Source organism: Gammaproteobacteria bacterium (assembly GCA_028817225.1).
Lineage (GTDB): Bacteria > Pseudomonadota > Gammaproteobacteria > Poriferisulfidales > Oxydemutatoraceae > Oxydemutator.
On record JAPPQC010000047.1, the window covers coordinates 32,288 to 51,612 of the forward strand.

The 19,325-nt window shown below is 68.6% G+C and carries 8 protein-coding genes and 3 tRNA genes; 2 read left to right on the forward strand and 9 right to left on the reverse strand.

From position 1 onward, the window contains the following. Nucleotide 1: 1 nt before the first annotated feature. The 5 genes from OXU50_06675 to OXU50_06695 form a co-directional block, all read right to left on the reverse strand. Nucleotides 2-598: an ABC transporter substrate-binding protein gene (locus OXU50_06675; protein ID MDD9869560.1), complete on the reverse strand. Its 597-nt coding sequence runs from the start codon at nucleotides 596-598 to the stop codon at nucleotides 2-4. Next, the gene (locus OXU50_06680; protein MDD9869561.1) at nucleotides 595-13,398 is read right to left on the reverse strand and encodes a hypothetical protein; all 12,804 of its coding nucleotides are present in this window, start codon (nucleotides 13,396-13,398) and stop codon (nucleotides 595-597) included. Before OXU50_06680 ends, OXU50_06675 begins: the two co-directional genes overlap by 4 nt. A 108-nt stretch (nucleotides 13,399-13,506) precedes the next feature. Then, nucleotides 13,507-13,582, reverse strand: a tRNA-His gene (locus tag OXU50_06685). Nucleotides 13,583-13,585: 3 nt separating this feature from the next. Further along, nucleotides 13,586-13,662: transfer RNA gene (locus tag OXU50_06690), tRNA-Arg, on the reverse strand. A 2-nt stretch (nucleotides 13,663-13,664) separates the two neighbouring features. Next, nucleotides 13,665-13,741 (reverse strand) — tRNA-Pro (locus tag OXU50_06695). A 173-nt stretch (nucleotides 13,742-13,914) separates the two neighbouring features. Between OXU50_06695 and OXU50_06700 the strand changes: the two genes are divergently transcribed. Both OXU50_06700 and OXU50_06705 read left to right on the forward strand, forming a co-directional pair. Then, entirely contained in the window at nucleotides 13,915-14,445 is a 531-nt protein-coding gene (locus tag OXU50_06700; GenBank protein ID MDD9869562.1) for a peptidylprolyl isomerase, read from the forward strand. A gap of 105 nt (nucleotides 14,446-14,550) precedes the next feature. After that, nucleotides 14,551-15,264: a UDP-2,3-diacylglucosamine diphosphatase gene (locus OXU50_06705; protein ID MDD9869563.1), complete on the forward strand. Its 714-nt coding sequence runs from the start codon at nucleotides 14,551-14,553 to the stop codon at nucleotides 15,262-15,264. A 109-nt stretch (nucleotides 15,265-15,373) separates the two neighbouring features. Here the strand turns inward: OXU50_06705 and OXU50_06710 are convergent, their stop codons facing one another. Genes OXU50_06710 through OXU50_06725 form a run of 4 tightly spaced genes read right to left on the reverse strand, consistent with a single transcriptional unit; the run spans nucleotide 15,374 to nucleotide 19,268 of the window. After that, nucleotides 15,374-16,636, reverse strand: coding sequence for a DUF4147 domain-containing protein (locus tag OXU50_06710; GenBank protein ID MDD9869564.1), 1,263 nt, complete (start codon nucleotides 16,634-16,636; stop codon nucleotides 15,374-15,376). Beyond that, on the reverse strand, nucleotides 16,633-17,193 hold the full coding sequence (locus OXU50_06715; GenBank protein MDD9869565.1) for a L,D-transpeptidase: 561 nt from the start codon (nucleotides 17,191-17,193) through the stop codon (nucleotides 16,633-16,635). The genes OXU50_06710 and OXU50_06715 overlap by 4 nt, the downstream gene beginning before the upstream one ends. 12 nt (nucleotides 17,194-17,205) lie before the next feature. Further along, nucleotides 17,206-18,702 (reverse strand): amidophosphoribosyltransferase, encoded by a 1,497-nt coding sequence (gene purF / locus OXU50_06720; protein ID MDD9869566.1) that lies wholly within the window; start codon nucleotides 18,700-18,702, stop codon nucleotides 17,206-17,208. After that, nucleotides 18,702-19,268: a CvpA family protein gene (locus OXU50_06725; GenBank protein MDD9869567.1), complete on the reverse strand. Its 567-nt coding sequence runs from the start codon at nucleotides 19,266-19,268 to the stop codon at nucleotides 18,702-18,704. The genes purF and OXU50_06725 overlap by 1 nt, the downstream gene beginning before the upstream one ends. Between the last annotated feature and the right edge of the window lie 57 nt (nucleotides 19,269-19,325).

Here is a 19,325-nt window from a genome sequence, read left to right on the forward strand (position 1 = left end):
CTCAGGAGGCGGTGTTCAGGCGCCTGAGCAGCGAATCAAAGCCGTCTTCGCGAATTTCGCGGTCAAAACTCTGCCTGAACTGCTTGACCAGGCTGAGGCCGTCAATCACCAGATCGAAGACCTGCCATCTGCCGTTCCTGTCGTGCATCATGTAGTTGATGCTGAGAGGCGGCTCGTTGGCCTCGAAGGTGACATCGCTCGCGACCAGCACATACTTGCCGCCGCCCGCCTTCTGCGGCGCGCGGAAACGAATCCGGTCCACCTCGGTCAGCAGTGTCAGCGATTTGCCGTAACTGCGTATCAGCAGCGACTCCATCGCCGCGGTGAAATTCCGGCGCTGCCCGTCGCCGAGGCCCTTCCAGTGCCTGCCGAGCACCAGGCGGCTCAGGGTCGCGGTGTCCACCGCCGGCAGAATGCGCTGGCGAATCAGCCGGAACAGCGCGTCGTCGTTGTTCTGATACAGCGCCTTGTTGGCCTTGACCTCGGTCAGCAATTCCTGCACCAGGCCGTCCACGGCCTTCTTCGCCGCGCCGGTGTCGGCGCAAACCGGCGACGCCAGCGCGAGGCCAGCCATCAGCGCCAGCGCGCCCCGCGTCATGCCTTTCCTCCTGCACCGCGCGCGGCGTTCGGAAAACGCCGCCGCAAAAACATGCACAGCGCGCCGAGCATCAGCATCAGCAGCCCGGCAACACCGAAACTGCCGCCGCCCGCGCCGACTCCGCCGCCGCCACCGGCGCGCAGCCCGAGCGGATCGTGGACGACGCCGTTGGGAAGCGCCTCATCCTCGTCATATTCGCCGCCGTCGGCGACATAAACCACCAGGCAGGCGTCGCCGCCCGACTTCGGACGCCTGAGACCGCCGCTGTCGCGGTACGGGCTGTCCGCAGCCCCGGTGTCGTCGGGGCACGCGCCGTTGGCGAGCGGTGCAAAGCCATAGTCGTTGCCGCCGGGCAAGGCCGCGAACGGCTCGGAGGCGCCGTCTTCGCGGTATTTGAACAGCGCCAGGTTGGCGTCGGCATAGAGCGATTCCGGCAGCGGAATGATCACGCCGGCGCGGCCTCCGGCCACCGTCGTCGCGGTCGAGTTTTGCGCCATCCCCGATGAGTAATCCACATCATACACGCTGAAATCATACACCACTTCAAAGCCCTCGACATCGAAGAACGACGCCGCCCAGGTGTCGTACGACGGCGCCGCGCCGGGCATCAGGTCTTCCCTGTCCGCCGCGCGCCTCAGCGTCGCCGCGCCGAGGCGCACGCTTTGCCCCGGCAGCACCGGGCGGATGTGGTGCCACGAATCGGCGCCCGCAAGGCTCCCGTCCGTGTCCAGCACCGCCACCGGCAGGCCGCTGTCGTCTTCGTACAAATCGCTGTCGTCGGCGATGCCGTCCCGGTCGCCGTCGCTTGCGGCCACAGCCGCCAGCGCATGGGCCGACGGCACAATCGGCCACGAAACCGTCACCGTCGCGGTGGCGCCGCGCCCGGGCGCCGAGATGCGCAGCGTCACCGAAGTCGGCGTCGTAACCGCCGCCACCGTCAGCGCGACTTCAATGTCGGCGCCCGAACGCACCGCCGACAGCGCCGACAACGCGGCGGCGCCGGCGCCGGTCGCGGTCACCACAGGCGCGAGGCTCGGGTGCGGATTCTCGACCGGCAGTTGGACGGCGAACACGCCCGCCGACAGCACCGAACGCACATCGCCGTCGCCGCGCCCGGCGCCGCTGAACAGCACCGGCGAACCGACCGTCGGCGGCAGCGAGTCGTCGCCAAGCCGCACCACCGTCGTCTGCGTCGCCAGCCCCAGCGAATAACTGTTTGCCGTCAGCGCGGCGGTGTCGGTGCCGGCACGCCACAACGACGCGCCGGCGCCCGACAGCCCGGCGATGCCCCAGGTGCGCGAAGCGGTCACGGCGCTTTTTGCGACCGTGAACGAAAAGGTTTTCCTGCCCGTCTGCATCTCACCGGTCGTGAACGACAGCGTCAAATCCGACGCCGCCTCGGGGCCGTCGTGGTTCGCCTCGACCGCAACCGTGGCCGAGTCGGCGTCGGCGGCCAGGAAGAACAGCCGTTCGCTGTTCATGTTCAATTCCGGCACGCGGACGATGCGCTGCTCAGACAGCGTGCTTGTCGTGGCCTGCGGCAGCCAGTAGCCCGCCGCGTCCGCCGCCAGCCACCCGATCCGGTGCTCAACGCCGGCCCGGATGTCGGCAAAATCCACGACCGCGCAGCCGCCGCGCGCCACCGGCGCCCGGTAATTGGCCGGGAAGCGCCCGGTGCAGCCGTAGCCGGGTTCGCCCGGCGCCGGCGTGTAGCCGAAGGTGTCGCTCAGGTACCAGGCGGTGAGCCTGGCGGCGACGGTGCCGGTCGTGCCGATGCCGAGATGGGCGTCGGCGCCGAGCACGCGGATGCCCGAATACGCGATGCGGGCGATGTCCGAAACGCCGCGGCCCAACACGACTTGCGGCAGCGCCGCACGCTCGGCGTCCGACAGCGGCGCCAGCGGATTGCCGCCGTATTCAATTTCCGCCGCATCCGGAATGCCGTCGCCGTCGCCGTCGTCGGTCAGGCCCTCGGCCACGCGCAGTTCCAGAACCCGCGCAATCCGGTTGGGCGCGGCGTTCAGGCCGCGCAGGTCGGCGTTGTCGTAAATGCCGGCGCCGGCGGCGGGCGGCGTATAGCGCACCCACACCGCGGTTTCGGTGCCCTGAATCACCGTGTCCAGTTGCAGTTCTATGCCGGTGATGCGCGCCGCGCCCGGTTGCGCCGAAACGCGGTACGCCGCCCGCTCGACGGCGACGCTGGCGCTCGTCATTTGCCCCATCTGATGGCCCGGCAGCACCTCGAAACCTTCCAGCGCATCGCCGTCGGCGAGTTCCGCGCCGGCGGCCAGCGCCCGCGCCGGTTCGTCGAACCGCAGCCACAAACGGCTGCCGGCGTAGCCCGCGCCGTGCAGGCGCGGCGGCGAGACATCGGACACATCCGCCGACGCCGACAAACAGCCCGTCATCGTCTCGTCGGTGTCGTAGTACGGGCAATCCTCAAGCGTCCTGGTCATCGGCGCCATGCTTTCCGTCGCGCCGGTGTCGCGCAGGAAAATCGCATAGCCGCGAACCATCCGTTCCGGGCGCTGCACGCCGTTGTATGCGACGACAACCCTCGCCTGCGACATCGAACTGGCCACCGACGAAGGCGGGATGCCGGCGGCGAGCGCGCCGTCCAGCACATTGCCGATTGGCACCGCCCCCGCCCTCGTCAGCGGCGGCTGATTCCTGCCGGGCGCCGAATACAGCGCCAGCGCGGCGCTTGAAATGGTGACCGGCTCGGTGAACGCCAGCAGATAGCGCAAATCAAACACGCCGGTGTTGGGCGCGCGCTCGACCGACGACAGCACCGAAAACTCGGCCACCTCCGGCGCGCCGCTCTCCGGAACGGTCGCCGTGAAAGTCATGTCGTCGTTCTGCGTGTTGCCGAAAATGTCGGTCAGCCGCCCGCCCGGTATCGTGAACCGGAAACGCTCGCCGCCGACCGCCGACTCGCCGTTGTCGAGCGTGCCCGTCAGGCGCGCGCGGAATGTCAGCGTCGTCTCGTCCTCGCCGACCGCCACCCGCACATCGGTCGCGGCGCCGTAGCGCACCAGTTCCATGCCGGACACCGTCGCGAACGGCCCGGCGGGCGGCACCGCCGCGCCGTTGCGGCTGCGCACGCCGAAGTTGTTCATGAAAGTCGCGGCGCTTGCCGTCGTCAGCACATCCTCAATCGTTACTTCCAGCAACAGTTCGGTGGGGCTGCCCGGCACCGCCGTCGCCTGCGCGGCGGCGCCGACCTGCGGCGCGTTGGCATCGCCGGCGGGCTGCACCTCGCTCCAGACCGGGCGCGCCGGCGCATAGTTTGCAAAAGACCGGCCTTCGTCGTCGCTGATTCGCGCCGCCGCCTGCGTCTGCTCAAGGCGCACGATGTAATGCGCCAGCGTCGTCGTCGTGATGTTGATTGCGGACAGGCCGGTGACGGTCAATTCCCATGTGTCGGAATACACGACGCTGCCCGATGTCATCGCAACCGCGGGCGCGTCGGTGACCGGCGCCGCCGTGAACGACGAATAGGCCGTCGCCGATGTCGCCAGGTTCATCACGCCGGCGTCGCTCGTCAGGCTGTCGGCCAGCGCGGCGAGGTCGGCGCCCTCGGCCACCTCCGGCGCCGAGAACAGCGTGAAACTGTCGGTACTGACGCCGGCCACCGCCTCGGTGAAGCGAAGCCGCCAGGCCATCATCAGCGTGCCGCCGCCGTCGGGCGCAACCCGGTGGCGGCGGAAGTCGGGCACCGGCGCGCCCGGCGCGCGCAGCCGCAACTGCGGCGGCGCGTTCTCGGGGAAGGCCAGTTGCCGCCGGTATTCGGCGCTGTTGGCGTCCGCCACCGCATCGGCGACGGCGCCTGCGGCGAGCGTGACGGTGATGGCCTCGACGCCGTCCGGCGAACCGCCGCTGACCGGCGCCGCGCCGCTGGTTTGCAGCGGAATGTGCAAATTGGCGCCGTCGGCCACGGCATCGCCGGCAAGCGCCGCACCGGTTATCCATTCGCTGGAGGTGGTGACGGCAATCTGCGCGCGCGCCGCGAAGTCGTTCAGCGTGACCGCCTCGTTGAACACCAGCGTCGCGGTCGCCCGGTTGCCCGCGGGAAAGTCCATCAAGGCGCCCGTCAGCACCGGCGCGACGGTGTCCGCCACCTCGTGCGCATCACCGGTGAACGGCAGGCCCTCGATGCCCTGCCCCGGCGCGTCCCTTGCGGCGATGGTCGCGCTCTCATCCACTTGCAGGCGGTAGAAAACGGGCGCGCCAATCCGCTGGACCAGGCTGCCGGTCGAGACGATGTATTCGCGCGAGACAATGCTGTCGGCGTTGACGACCGTGCCGCCCAGCGCCGTTTCATCGGCGCAGGAATCGGCGGCGGCGTCCACCGCGCACACGACAAAGTCGCCGCTGCCGACGCCGCTGACCGGCTCGGTGAAAACAACCGTCCAGCCGGCGCTGGAGGTGGTGTCCGGGTTTTCCTGTGCATCGCCGCGCGCCGCCGCCGAAACCACCCGCGGCGCCGCCGTGTCGTGCAGCGTGAAGAAGTCGGTGCGCGCCGCCACGCTGTTGCCGTCAAAACCGCCGGCGGGGATGTCCTCGATGGCGCCTTCGGGGAAGGCGATTTGCAGGAAATTCGTCGCCGTGACCGGCACCGCGCCGTCCAGCGGCGCAGGCCCGCTGATTTCAAGCGCAAGGCGCAATTCCCCCGCCTCCAGCACCGCGCCGGTTACGCGGATGCCGCTGATGGCGTCGTTCAGGACCGCGGTGCGGTCGTAGCCCGCCGGGTCGCCGGCAAGCGACGCCGCCGACGCCGTCGAGAGTCCGGCGTTGAACAGCGCAACCAGGGCGTCGGTTGTCGCCGCCGCGCGCCGCACATCCTCGTCAAAGCGGTAGATGATGGTCGTGTTGCCGGTCGAGATGGAGGGCGGCGCGGTCAGCCGCGGCGGCGTCTCGTCGCGCAGCGTCAGCACGCCGCGCGCGCCGTCGGGGCCGGTTTGCACGACGCCGCCGAGGGCGCGGGTTTTCGGCGGCACTTCGCGGATGACATTGGTGTCGGTCGTCGCCGGCAGGTAATACAACGGCGCGCCCGACGGCTCGGCCAGTTCAATGGTGTAACCGGCGGTCGAGGCGGCGGCGGTGAACTCGAAACCCGCGCCGGCGAAGGTGTCGGCGCCGCGGCGGGATTGGGCGTCGCTGACGCTCGCGGTGCTCGAGGCCAGCGCGTAAATGTCAAAACTGTTGGCCGCCACGCCGGTGACCGGCTCAGTGAAAGTGACCGTCCATGTAACCCGTCTCGTCGTGCCGCCGGCGACAAGGCCGGCTTGCGCCTCGACGGCGGCGATGACCGGCGCGGCGTTGTCGTTGAACCCGAAGTCCGCCGTCTCGCCGCTTGCCAGCAGGTTGCCGGTCGCATCCTGCCAGCGTATGCCGGCGTCGCCGGTGTAGGTCAGCAGCGTGATGCGCGCGCGCTCGCGCCCTTCGGGCGAGGCGCCGTTCAGCGGCGGCGGCCCCTGTGTCGCGACGGCGAACCGCACCTCGGTGCTGCCCCCCGCCGGAATCGTCGGAAACGATGTCAATGCCGCCGTCGTAATCCAGCCGCCCGGACTGTCGGTGATTTCAATGTCGGCAATGCTGCCCGTCGCCGCGTCAAACTGCACCGGCTCGCTGAAGGTCAGCGTCAGGTTTGCGTTGGCGTCGTCGAGGCGGGCGCTCATCAGCGTCGGCGCAACAAGGTCTTCCGAGGTGTGGAAGGCGCCGCGGCGGTTGTGCCCGCCCATCGTCGCGCGCCGGTCTTCGGCGGGGAACAGCGCGTTGCCGGCGTCGTCGGCGATGGCGGCGGCGATCAATTCAACGGTGTAGCCGAAGCCCGCCGGCGGGTACTGCGACGGCGTCAGCGGCCCGAGCGCAATCGCGTAGGTCGCGCTGGCGGCGCCGGCGCTTTGCCGCGTCACCATCACATTCACATCGTTCGCGAGTTGGCCGCCGGTGTTTTCGCCTGCGAGGCTCACCTCCAGCACGCGGATGCCGCTGCTTTGCAGGTTCACGCGTTCGCTGAAGCGGGCGCGGAAATTCATCACATAGCCGCCGGAAGCCGATGTCCGGTTGACCGCCGTGAACTCGAGCAGCCCCGGCCTCAGGTCGTCGCCGAACGCCAGCGCCCGCGACGGCGTCTGGTGCGTCTCCGCCGGGTGGTCTTCGGCGTCCGCGACATTGTCGGTGATGTCGCCGACGAAGTTCCGCGCCAGCCGGATTTGCAGCCGCTCGGCGCCGTTTGCCGAGCGCGCCGCGCCTTCCTGAACGGCGCCGCCGAGCGTGCGCACAACCAGCGTCGCCGTCGTGTTCGAGTCGGTCGCCAGCGAAACCACCTCGACGCCGGTGATGCCGTCCGGGTTCAGCACCGACAGCACAAAGTCGGCGGTGGAGACGGCGGCGGCGTTGAAGTCGGGGCTGAAGGCGAGGCGCACGGTGTCGTTGTTGTCAAACGACGCCGCCGTCATCTCCGGCGCGGCGTTGTCGTGCGCCGGCAGTCGCGCCAGATGGTAGCCGGCGGCGACGCTCGCGCCGTCGCCCGCCGTCAGGCTTTGCCCGGCGGCGACGGCGACGGCGCCGCCGGCGGAATCGCCCGACAGCGTCAGTTCAATGACGCGCGGCGACGCCAGCGCGGCGGCGGTGATGGAAACGCCGCCGCCGGTGTGCGCGAAAACCGCCGGCGAAAGCGGCCCTTGCAGCGGCTCGCTCATCACCAAGTCAACGCGCCGCCCGTCGCCGTACAGATTCACCTCCACCGCCCACGGGTCGCCGTTGGTGGCGATGTCGTCGAAGCGGTTGCCGGCGTACGCCAGATGGCCGCGGTCGCGCCCGCCCGCCACCAGCGTTCGCAGGCCGCTCCAGCCGACTGCGGCGATGCCGACATCGGTGCGGGTGGCGGTGTCGGCGATGTCGCACTCCACACGGAACAGGTCGCGGTAGTCCGTCGTCAGTTCGCCGAAGCGCGTGCGGTTGGCGGCGGCGTCGCCGGCGTCGTAGGCATCGGCGCCTGTGGCGGTGAAAGTCCACGCCGTCGTGCCGGTCGCCGCCGTCATCGCCGTTTGCAGATAGAACCCGTCTTGACGGGTCGCGGTCAGGCCGGCCCTCGCGGCGCGGCAGTTGTTCAGGACAGCGGCGTCGTGGGCGATGCCGAATGTCGTCTGCGACAAAAAGGCGCTGCGCGCGGCGCCGTCCGGCGGCGTCAGCCGCGCCTGTGCGTCAAACGAGAAGGTCGCGCCGTTGACGACCGGGTTGGCGAGTTGATAGGCAATTCGGCTGTCGTCGCCGCAATCATCGCAGGCCAGCATCTCCGGGGTGTCGGCGTAGAGACTGTTGCCGACAACAGTGCTGAACCCGACGGGGGTCTCGTCGTCTATCGTCACCGTGGCGGTGGGCCGCGCCGACGCGACCCGCGACCCCGAACTGCCGTCAAACTGAAGGCTCAGTGTGAACACCTCGTCCGGTTCCGACACCAAATCGTCCAGAATCTCCAGATTCAGGCAGCGCCTCTGCTCCGAGGCGGAACTCGTGAAATCGGCGAGGCGGCCGTCGCCGGTCAGCGTGTAATCCGTGTCGCGCGCGGCGGTGACGCTGTTCACGGCGACGCTCGCCGTCACCGTCCGGTTGAGACTGTAGCCGGGAACGACGACGCAAATCGTCGTCGTCACGCCTTCGGCCAGCGTGTATTCCGCCTGCTCAAAATCAACCCGGATGTCGTCGTCGTCCGCGATGATGATTGTTCTGGTTGTTCTATGAATCTCCAAGCCGCTGGTAAATCCCGCGACCACCTGTCCGCTGTCGTAACTCAGTTGAAACGCCTTGTCTTCTTCCGCGACATCGTCGTCAATCAGAACCAGCGGAGGATGGACAACTCTCGAATCAAATGTGTTGCTCCGTGCTCCCCGCCTGATGGATGTGGATGTGGTCAGGCGATAGTCCTGACCCTCCACGGCGTCAAACATGGCGCCGGGCGCGGCGCCCGTCTCCCAGGGAAAATCCACATCCCGCACCGAGGCCGATGACAGATGCGGAGCCTGATCCGGCCTCAAGGTTCCCTGCGATTCGGATACCCGGATGGGGGTTGTTCTGGCAGTGTTGCGGTCTATCCTCCAGCGATTTTCCCGAATAAACTCGTTGTCCAATACCGCCAGCACTGTCTCCTGCACCGGGGAAAAGTTGGCGGCAATTCTCGGATCCTGCTGCTCACCCAACTCCCTGGCTTCAGCATGCGTAAGGATGCGAACATCGAACAACTCTTCATCTTCAAGCCCAACACTGTCATCAACGATGTCAAAGTTACTGACCTCAATGGTAGAGTTCAATCCGAAGGAGCGTGTAAATACGCGCCCAAGACTCGGAAGACTCGGAACAACGGTATCGCGCAGGATTTCCTGCAAAGATCCCCGAAAAACAATCCGCAAAGCCGGCTGGCCGTCAAATCGGTTTGCGCCGACATTCGTTATCTGCACGAAAAACCCCGGGTCGGATCTCGTATCTTCAACAAAATCATGCCGGTCTCTCAAGAAGCCAAACACCAAACGGTCATCTTCCTGAATGGTGATGCCGGTGGTGCTCGCCTCGCCCGCCGTGACCAGCCCGCTGGCGCTGGTTCCGCCAATCAGCGCGTCATCAATGACAAGGCCCAGCGTTCTGGTGGTCTCGTACCCGTTCACATGCGGTATCGCGATTTTCGCCGGCGCGCCCGTCTCGCCGGCGGGCAGTGTTACCCGCGTGTTCGCCGTGCCGGCGGGCAGCGCCGTATCGCCGGCGGCGTTGAAGAAGCGGTAATCCCCGGTGCCGGCGACAACGCCCATGCTCGTGGGGATGCTCAGGCTGAGCGGCGCAAGCCTCACCGTCACATCCTCCCCGGCCGTGCCGGGCGGCTCAAACCGCAGCCGCGGGTTGGCGGTGTTGGTGGCGCCGGGCGCCGCCTCGCTGATCAGATAACCGGTGCGCTCAAACACCACCCGCCGCGGGTCGCTTTGGGCGATGGTCGCGCTCTGCGATGAGTTCAGCATCCGCGGCACTCCCGCGCCGCGGGCCGCCTCGTCCAGATGCATCACAAAGACCTCGGCGCGCTCGGTCACCTCGTCATCCACGGCGGTTACGCTGACCATCGCCGTCGTGGCGCCGGGTTCCATGATGAAAAAGCCGCTGTCCGGCTCGTAGTCGGCGGCGTCGGCGTTCGCCGTCGCGGCGGACGCATCGGCGGCGATGCGCCACGGAATCGCGGCGGTGTTCTGGCGCGTGCTGCCGCCCAATGTCACCGTGAACGAGACGCTGAGACTCTCGGATGTCGCGCCGCCGCCGCTCAAGGCGACGGTGACTTCATCGTCGTCCAATATGGACGCGACCGGCGCCTGCCGGACGCCGACCGTGGTTTCATCAAACACCAGCGCGAAGGTTTCCCGGCCCTCGGCCAGCGCGTCGTCGGCGACGGCGACGGCGATGCTGCGGCTCGTGCCGGCGGCGTCGCCCGCGGCAAAGGCCACGCTGCCTGTTTGCGCGGTGATGAAGTCGTCGGCGTTCGCCGCGACCGCGCCGCGCCCCTCGATGGCCCAGTTCAGCGTCAGCCCGCCGCCGGCGATGTCGGCGCCGGACTCGAAAACAACGGAATACATCGCGGTGGTGCCCTCGGCAATGCTGTCCGGCCCGGCGACGGCAAACACGCGGTCTCTGGAGTCGCTCGCGGCGATGGTCGCCGTCGCCGTCATCGCCGCGGGCACTTCGCCGGCGGCGCCGGTTGCGCGCTCCAGTTCAAACACAAAGGTTTCCGCCCCCTCCGTCACAAAGTCCTTGAAGACGGCAACCTCGGCGGTCATGCGGCTGTCGCCGGGCGCGAAGGTCAGCGTGCCGGCGGGAAAATTCGCGGCGGCGGCGCGGTCGCCGAAGTCGCCGGCTTCGGCGGTGTTCATCGCGCCGGTCTGCGTGGTTTGCCAGGCCATCGTCAGGTCGTTGTCGCGCGCGCCGCCGGCCAACTCGACGGTGAAGACCGCGTCGTCGCCTTCGCTGACCGGCTGCGACGGCGGGGTGAGCGTTGCCACGACCGGATCGTTGTCGGCAATGACAACGGCGACGCCCGCCGTTGACGCGAGGCGAAGCGTGACGCCGCCGACACGGGCGGTCACCAGTTCCAGAAACACCTCAAAGGCTTCGTCGGCTTCGTTGCGGTTGTCGTCGTGAACCGGAATCTCCAGGTTGACGCCGGTGTCGGTGCCTGCGGCCAGCGTCAGGACGCCCTCGGGGAACTCGCTGTCCAGGCCGCCGCCGAAGTCGGCGGGCCGCGCCCCGGCAGCGGTGCCTGTGACCCGGTAACGCACCTGCGCGTCGCCGTTGATTGCGCCGGACAGGCGCACGCTGAAGGCCGCGTTCGCACCCTCGGCCACCGGCGCCGCGGGGCCGGACAGGCTGACGACGCCGACGGCGTCGGCGGCGATGGCCGCCTCACGCGACGGGTTGGCGGGCAGCGTCGGCTGCTCGGTGCTTTCGGCGCTTGCGCCGGTCAGCGTCAGCGTGAAGGTTTCGCGCTCCTCGGTCGTGAGGTCGGCGGCGAGCGGTATCGCAATCGTCGCGCTGGAATTCGTGCCCTCGGCGATGACCACGCCGCCGGAAGGAAACACGCCGCCGGCGAAGTCCGCCGCCGCCGCCGGATTGTCGCCGCTGCCGGCGACAACATATTGAACCGTGGTGGCGCTGCTGGCGCCCGGTATGCGCACGGTGAAGGTCGCGCTCGCGCCCTCGGCCACCGGCGCCGCGGGGCCTGCGTCCAGAATCACGCGGCGCGCGGGCGGGTCGTTGATGACGACATCAACGCCGACCCGGTTCGGGTTTCTGGCGCTGACGCCGGAAGCCGGCAGCGGGAAAACGCCGCCGTTGCCCTGAAACGCGACATTCACCGACACCGCGAGCGTCTCGGTCGCCGCCTCGGCGACGGAATCGGCGATGAAGCGGATGCGGACAACGGCGCTGTCGCCGCCCGCGGGAATCGTCAAATTCCGGTTGCTTGCGCCGTGCCCGCCGAAACCCGCGGGCGCGAGCACCTGGTAGTCGCCGCCGTCCACCGTGGTGGGGCTGGTCGCGGAGTCAATGATCCAGGTGGCGACGAGGTCTTGCGTCAGCGGATAGCCGCCCTGCAATCGCAGCGTGTAGTCGGCCACATCGCCCTCCGCCACCGCGGAAGGGCCGGTGAAGGTGAAAGTGAAATCGTCGTTGCTCTCGGCGATGGTCGCCGACGCCGTGTCCTGCGGCGGCGGGCCGGTCGCGGTCATGCCGCCCTCGGCGCCGGTCAGCAACACGCTGAAAGTCTCGGCGCCTTCGTTGCCGGCGTCGTTGAACACCGGAAGGCGTATTTGGGCGGTGCTGTTGACGCCCGGCGTGATGGTCAGCATGCGGCTGGCCGGGAATGCCGCGAGCGGCGCGGTGTTGCCGGCGTTGCCGAAATCGTTCGCCGACGCCGGCGACGACACGCCCGGCAACACCGACCAGGTTACGACGGTGTTCTGCGTTGTTTGCCCGCGCGCAGTAACGGTGAAAACGGCCTCGCCGCCCTCGGCGACTTCCGCCGACGGCCCGGCGATGATAACGCCGTCGGCGGCGATGGCGGCGACCAGCAGCGAATTGGCCGCCGGCGCCACCGCGCTGTCGCTTTCGGCGCCGGTCAGCAAAATCCGGAAGGTTTCCTCGCCTTCGGGCAGGCTGTCGTCGTCCCGAATGGACAGTTCCATCATCGCGGACGGATTGGCGCCCGCAGGGATGACGACTTCGCCGGACGGGAATTCACCGCCGGCGAAGTCCGCCGCAGACGCCGGGTTGGCGCCGAAACCGGAAACAACATAAGTGGCCGTGGTCGTGTCGGCGATGGTGCCGACAACGCGCACGGTGAAAGTCGCGGTGGCGCCCTCGGCCACCGCCGCGGCGGGGCCTGCGGACAGCAGCACGCGGCCATCAGACGGGTCGGTCAGCGTGGTCTGCACGCTGCGCGCGGCGCCGATGATGGGAAAGACGCCGTCGTTGCCCCGGAACGGGGCGCCGCCGACGGACACCTGGATGGATTCCGCCGCCGTCTCGGTGACATCGTCGTCGGCGATGCGAACCAGCAGCGTGCCGGCGGTGGTGCCGGCGGCGATGGCGAGGTAGCCGGTGGCCGCCGCCGGGGCGCCGCCGAAGGACGTGGCGCCGGGGGTCAGGATTTGCAGGTCGGCGGGCGCGGCGGCGCCGCCGACGGCGACTTCGTACGGCACTTGCAGCGTGCTGACCGGCGCGTCGCCGCTGATGAGGAAGTCGTATTCGGCGGTGTCGCCCTCGACCGCGGTCGCCGGGCCTTGCAGCGACAGGATGAAGTCGGCGCTGGCGCTGATTTCGACGACGGCGAAACGGCTGCCGGACAGCGCGGTGGCGCCGCCTTCGGCGCCGGTCAGGCGGACGGCGAAGAGTTCAACCGCCTCGTTGCGCCCGTCGCGCAACACCGGAATGGTGATGTCGGCGGTGGCATTCGTGCCAGCCTCGACGCGCACTTCCTGCGCCGACAAAAACCTTTCCAGCGGCGTTGTCGTGCCGGGAGCGCCGAGGTCCTGCGGCTGCGCCGAACCGGAGATGCCGACGCCGGTGATGCTGTAAGTGGCCGTCGTCGCCATCGCCGTCGTGCCGTGCACCGTTATCGTGAAGACGGCGTTGCCGCCCTCGCTGACAGTCTGGTTCGCCGGAGCAATCGAGACCTCCGGCGCCTGCGCCGTCGCCGCGCCCGGGTACAAGACCGCGCCGACGACGAGAGACAGGGTCGCAAAAGCGAATGAATGGAATCTGTTCACACCTGGTGCATGTGCGGGAACAAAGGCCGTGCATGCCCCTGTCCAGGCGCGGCATTATACCCGAACCGCCGTTCACCGGCCAATTCGCGCCTTTGGCGGCGCGGGGGGTGGGGTGAGCGATGGGACTCGAACCCACGACATCAGGAGCCACAATCCTGTGCTCTACCAACTGAGCTACGCCCACCTCTGGCGCGCCTGGCAGGACTCGAACCTGCTACCTCCGGTTTAGAAGACCGATGCTCTTTCCAGATGAGCTACAGGCGCCGTGGTCGGGGCAAGAGGATTTGAACCTCCGACCTCCTGCTCCCAAAGCAGGTGCGCTCCCAGACTGCGCCATGCCCCGCCGCGCCCGATTATAACGCAAGCGCCATAACGCAGGCGCGGGCGGCGGTTGTGGACACCGGCGCGAGAACGGGTAACATATAAGACCTGATTCACCACCAACCCGGGATACAAACCATGTCTAAACTGCTTCCGAATTTTTCCGCCGCCTGCTGCACACTGCTGGCGCTGGGCATGACGGCGTGCGCCGACGCCGACGCCCCGCGCGTGCGCCTTGCGACCAGCCTCGGCGACATCGTCGTTGAACTCAACCCGGCCAAGGCGCCGGTGACGACCGAAAACTTCCTCGCCTACGCGCGCGACGGCTTCTACGACGGCCTGATTTTTCACCGCGTCATTCCGAACTTCATGATTCAGGGCGGCGGCTTTGAGGAGGGCATGCAGCAGCGGACGCCGCGCGCGCCGATCAAGAACGAGGCCGACAACGGCCTGCGCAACCTGCGCGGAACCATCGCCATGGCGCGCACCAACGACCCCCACTCGGCGACGGCGCAGTTCTTCATCAACCTGAAAGACAACGCCTTTCTCGACTTCAAGGCGCAGAACGCGCAGGGCTGGGGCTACTGCGTGTTCGGCAAGGTCGTCGAGGGGCTGGATGTGGTGGACAAGATCGCCGCCGGCAAGACCGTGCGCGCCGGCCCGTACAGCGATGTGCCCGAAAAAACCGTCACCATCAAAAAGGCGGCTGTCACCGGCGAATCATGACGCCGTTTGCGGCGGGCGATGTGCCCGAAAAAGCCGTCACCATCAGGAAGGCGGCTGTCGCCGGCGAATCATGACGCCGTTTGCGGCGGCGGGCGGCGCGGCTGAATGACCGCGCTGTTCGTCTCGGACTGCCATCTCAGTCCCGAACGCCCGCACATCATGGACTGCTTCGCCGGCTTCCTGCGGGGCCGCGCGAGGCGCGCCGACCAACTGTTCATCCTCGGCGACCTGTTCGACTACTGGGTCGGCGACGACGACCCGGCGGAGGAATTTGCCGGCGTCTTCCGGGCGCTGGCCGAACTCGGCGCGCGCATTCCGGTCTATTTCATCGCCGGCAACCGCGACTTCATGGCCGGCGCGCAATTCGCGCGGCGCACCGGCTGCCGCCTGCTGCCGGACCTGCATGTCCTCGACGCCGACCGCCCGACGCTGCTGATGCACGGCGACCTGCTGTGCACCGCCGACACCGGCTACCAGCGCTACCGCCGCATCATCCGCCACCCGCTGGCGATGGCGGCGGCGCGGCGTCTGAAACTCGACTGGCGCAGGCGCATCGCGCTGTCGCTGCGCCAAAGCAGCCGCCGCGCGATGGCCGGCAAGAGCGAGACCGTGATGGATGTTGAGCAGCGCGCCGTCACCGCCTGCATGCGCCGCTTCTCGGTGCGGCGGCTGATACACGGCCACACCCACCGCCCGGCGATTCACGACTTCACGGTGGACGGCGAACCGGCGCAGCGCATCGTGCTCGGCGACTGGTACGAACAAGGCAGCGTGCTTGAACTGGACAACGGACGCCTGCACACGCGCCCGCCGGACTGACACCGGCGGCGCTGTTCGGCGCACCTTCAACACAATACTCAGGCCAACCCAGGCTGATGCCCAAGTCCATACACCGGCGGCGCTGCCCGGCGCAATCTGAAAACAGAACTCAGGCCAACTTCAGGCCGATGACCAGGTCCATCACATTGGTTCCGGTCGGGCCGGTTACGATGAGGTCGCCCGACGCCTCCAGAAAAGCGCCGCTGTCGGCGCGCGCCAGGCAGTCGGCGGCGGACAGTCCGGCGCTTTCGCCGCGCGCGATGGTGCCGCCGTCCACGACGCCGCCGGCGGCGTCGGTCGGGCCGTCGGTGCCGTCGGTGCCGGCGGCCAGCAGAAACACATCGTCGCGCCCCTGAATCGCCGCCGCCGCCGCCAGCGCCAGATGCTGGTTGCGCCCGCCGCGCCCCGGCTTGTCGGGCAGGTGCATCAGTGTCTCGCCGCCGAGCACCAACACGCTGCGCCGCGCCTCGCACAGCCGCCGGCAGACCTGGCGCGCGGTGTCGGCGGCGTCGCCGTCGAGAAAATCGCCGGGGTCGGCGGCGTCGTGGCCAAGCGCTGCGGCCTTTTGCAGGCACGCGCGCCGGGCGTCGGCCAGCCGCGCGATGATGTGCGTCTCAATGGCGGCGAACGCGGCGTCGTCCGGCGCCGGCACCGCGCGAACGCCTTGCAACGCGGCGGCGACTTGCGGCGGATAATCAGCGGCGTTGAAGGTCTCGCGCACCGGCGTCAGCAGGCCCGAACCGATGACGCCGGGGTCGTCGCCCGGCACATCGGAAATCAGCAGGTTGAGCGCCGGGCAGTTGTTCAGGTGCGGCGCGAGCCGCCCGCCCTTGATGCGCGACACCGCGCGCCGCACCGTGTTCATGCGCGCGATGTCCAGGCCGTTGTCAAGCAGCGCGCGCGTCAGATGTTCCAGGCCGCCGGGGGTCAGGCCGTCGGCGGGCGCCTCGACCAGGCTCGACGCGCCGCCCGACAGCAGAAACAGAAAGCGGTTGCCGGGGCGCGCCCATGAACCGAGGCAGTCGAGCAGCGCCGCGCCGGCCTCAAGGCTGGCGGCGCCCGGCACCGGATGGTCGGACTCAATGCAGCGCACGCCGGGGCGCCGCGCCAGATCGTCATCCAGATGGCCGTGCTTGGTGATGACGAGCGCGCGTTCAATGTGCTGCGGCAGCGCATCAAACGCGCCGGCGGCCATCGCCGACGCCGCCTTGCCGACGGCGACCAGATGCACCGGCGACGGCGGCGGCGGATGCGCGGCGAAGTAGGCGCGAACCGCGTCGCGCCCGCGCACGCGCGCCAGCCCGGCGTTGAAAATGTCGGCCAGGTCGGCGCGCGCGGCGGACGCGGCGGACGCCCCGCAGGAAGCCGTCACTTCGGCGCGCCGTCCAGGATATAGACGAGCGAACCCGGCGCGAGTTGCCCGAACAGCGCGACGATGTCGTCGTTCTTCATGCGCACGCAGCCGACCGACGCCGGCGAGCCGATGTGCTTTTCATCCACGGTGCCGTGAATGTAGATGCAGCGCCGCAGCGAATCGCGCGCGCCGCCGCGGTTGACGCGCGGCTCCAGGCCGGCCAGTTGCAGGATGCGCGAGCAGATGGCGTCATCGCCGCCGGGCGCGTCCGGTTCGGCGATTTCCCCGACCGGGCGGCGCGCGACAAAACGCGAGAACAGCGGCTCGCCGTCGCCGATTTTCCTGAAGACATAATGCGCGCCGGTCGGCGTGCGCCACGAACCCTCGTCGCCGCCGAGGCCGTAGCGCGAGGTCGAGACCGGGTAGCACGCCCGCAGGCGGCGCCCGGAAACAACGCACAACTGCTGCGTCGCCGGGTCCACGACGGCCAGCGGCAGGTGCGCGCGCCGCGGGTATTCGCGGCAAAGGCGTTTCGCCTGACCGCGCCAGTCGAAGCCCGGACGCACGACCTTCACCCCGCGCGCCGCTCAGCCGACGCTGCGAAGACCGGAACCGCGCCCGCCGCGCCGCCCGGCGTCGTCGCCGCGCAACCGTTCCAGCCGGTCGAAATAGCCGCTCTCCGGCTCGACCACATAGTCGCCGTCGAACACCGAGCAATCGAAACGCTTCAGCGCCGGGTTGCCGCGGCGCACCGAGTCCACCAGCGCCTTCAGGTCCTGGTAGATCAGGCGGTCGGCGCCGATGACATCGCACACCTGGCGCGGCGTGCGCCCGTGCGCAATCAACTCGCCCGGCACCGGCATGTCAATGCCGTAGATGTTCGGGTGGCGCACCGGCGGCGACGCCGACATGAAATAGACTTTCCTGGCGCCGGCGTCGCGCGCCATCTGTATGATCTGGCGCGAGGTCGTGCCGCGCACGATGGAGTCGTCCACCAGCAGCACATTCTTGTCCTTGAACTCCGGCTCCAGCGGATTCAGTTTCTGGCGCACCGACTTCTGCCGCTCGGTCTGCCACGGCATGATGAAAGTCCTGCCGATGTAGCGGTTCTTGATAAAACCCTCGCGGTAGCGCAGCCCCAGCCGCACCGCGAATTCCAGCGCCGCGGTGCGGCTTGTGTCGGGCACCGGAATGACGACATCAATGTCGTGGTCGGGCCACTGCCGCTTGACCTTGTCGGCGAGGTTCTCGCCCATGCGCATCCGCGCCTTGTGGACGAAGACCTCGTCCATCACCGAATCCGGGCGCGCGAAATAGACATACTCGAAGATGCAGCCGTGGTAGCGCGCCGAGCGCGCGCACTGCTCGGCGTAGAGTTCGCCGTCGCGGTCAATGTAGATGGCCTCGCCCGGCGCCACATCGCGGACGATGTCAAAGCCGAACGACTTCAGCGCGACGCTTTCCGACGCGAACAGATACTCGGCGCCGGCGCCGCTCTCGCGCACGCCGTAAATCAGCGGGCGAATGCCGTGCGGGTCGCGGAACGCCAGCAGGCCGAAGCCGGCGAGCAGCGCGACGCCGGCGTAGGCGCCGCGGCAGCGGTGGTGCAGACGGCTGACGGCGTTGAAGACCTCGCGCGGCCCCGGCACCAGCGAACGCTGGTTCAGCAACTCGTGGGCGAACACATTCAGCAGAATTTCGGAGTCGGACTCGGTGTTGATGTGGCGCCGGTCCTGGTCGAACAACTCGGCGATCAGGCGTTCGGAATTGGTCAGGTTGCCGTTGTGCGCGAGCGCGATGCCGTAGGGGCTGTTGACATAGAACGGCTGCGCCTCCGATTCGCTGCCGCTGCCGGCGGTCGGGTAGCGCACATGGCCGATGCCGGTGTTGCCGCGCAGGCCGTGCAGGTGGCCGGAATCGAACACATCGCGCACCAGGCCGTTGCCCTTGCGCTGGTAAATCTTGCCGTCGCCGCAGGTGACGATGCCGGCGGCGTCCTGGCCGCGGTGCTGGAGCAGCACGAGGCCGTCGTAGAGCGTCTGGCTGACGCGCGCGTGGCTGTGGATGCCGAGAATGCCGCACATCAGATGAAGTCCTCCGGGTCGGCGCCGCGCCGCAGGCCGGGGTTCAGCATGAAGTAGTCCGAGTACGGTTCCGGCAGCACCGACACGACGAAGCCCGCGCCTTCAAGAAACGGCGGCAGAAACAGCGCGCCGCGCCACCACGGCGAGGACGGCACCTCGGTCAGGCTGAACAGCAGCACCAGCAAAACGACGATGGCGCTGCCGCGCACCAGGCCGAAGACGCCGCCGAAAAAGCGGTTGGCGCCGCTGAGCGCGCCGGCGTTGACGGCGCGGTTGATGCGGCGCGCGATGAAGCGCCCGACAACCAGCACCAGCAGCGCGATGGCGACAAAGGACGCCGCCCGCGCAAGGTCTTCCGCGCCCGCCGTCAGGCCGGCGACGGCCAGTTCGCGCCCGCGCCATTCCTCCGGCAGCCAGCGCAGCGGGTAGTCGGCAAAACGAAACGCGGCGAAAAACGCCAGCAACAGCGTCGCCAGCGACGCGACCTCGCGGACAAAACCCTTGTAAATGCCCAGCACCATCGAGACAAAAACAATGACAAAGATGAAAATATCGAGATACGCCATCGCCGCAGACTCCGTTCAGCCGTCAACGACCGGGGTGAAAATATCGGGATATGCCAT